Origin of the sequence: Pseudomonas peli, from assembly GCF_050563605.1 — a bacterium.
GTDB classification, from domain to species: Bacteria; Pseudomonadota; Gammaproteobacteria; order Pseudomonadales; family Pseudomonadaceae; genus Aquipseudomonas; species Aquipseudomonas peli_A.
In genome coordinates this window covers 1-340 of the sequence record NZ_JBNXUH010000349.1, presented here as the reverse complement: position 1 = coordinate 340, position 340 = coordinate 1, and the positions used below count along the sequence as shown (strand labels likewise).

1 pseudogene is annotated in these 340 nt (G+C 65.5%); it reads left to right on the top strand.

Features of this window, described 5'->3' with window-relative positions:
* A pseudogene (locus ACQ4LH_RS21965) lies at positions 1-154 on the top strand (TetR family transcriptional regulator C-terminal domain-containing protein); the annotation flags it as partial.
* Positions 155-340: the final 186 nt, after the last annotated feature.

Sequence of the window (340 nt, the reverse complement as noted above, 5' to 3'; positions counted from 1 at the left end):
GCGTCAGATGTTTATAAGAGACAGAGGCAACTTCGAGGACAGCCAGGACAACGCCCCGGCGATGAAACCCGGGCTGGCGTTCTGGGCCACCAGCATGCACCAGCCGGCGCTGCGGCGTTTGCAGCGGGTCAACGATCACCGCCTGTATTCCAACCCTGTCTCTTATACACATCTCCGGCCCACGAGACGNCAGGGACAGAGGTGTATAAGAGACAGGCGCGTGCGGCGCGTCCGGCCGCCCGTGAGCGGCTAAAAAGGCCCGGGCCTAGACCCTCAGCCGGCCCGCATCCTGCTGCCCCGGGTCGGCGGCGAGTCTTCGGCGGCCGCCTGTATTCCAGCC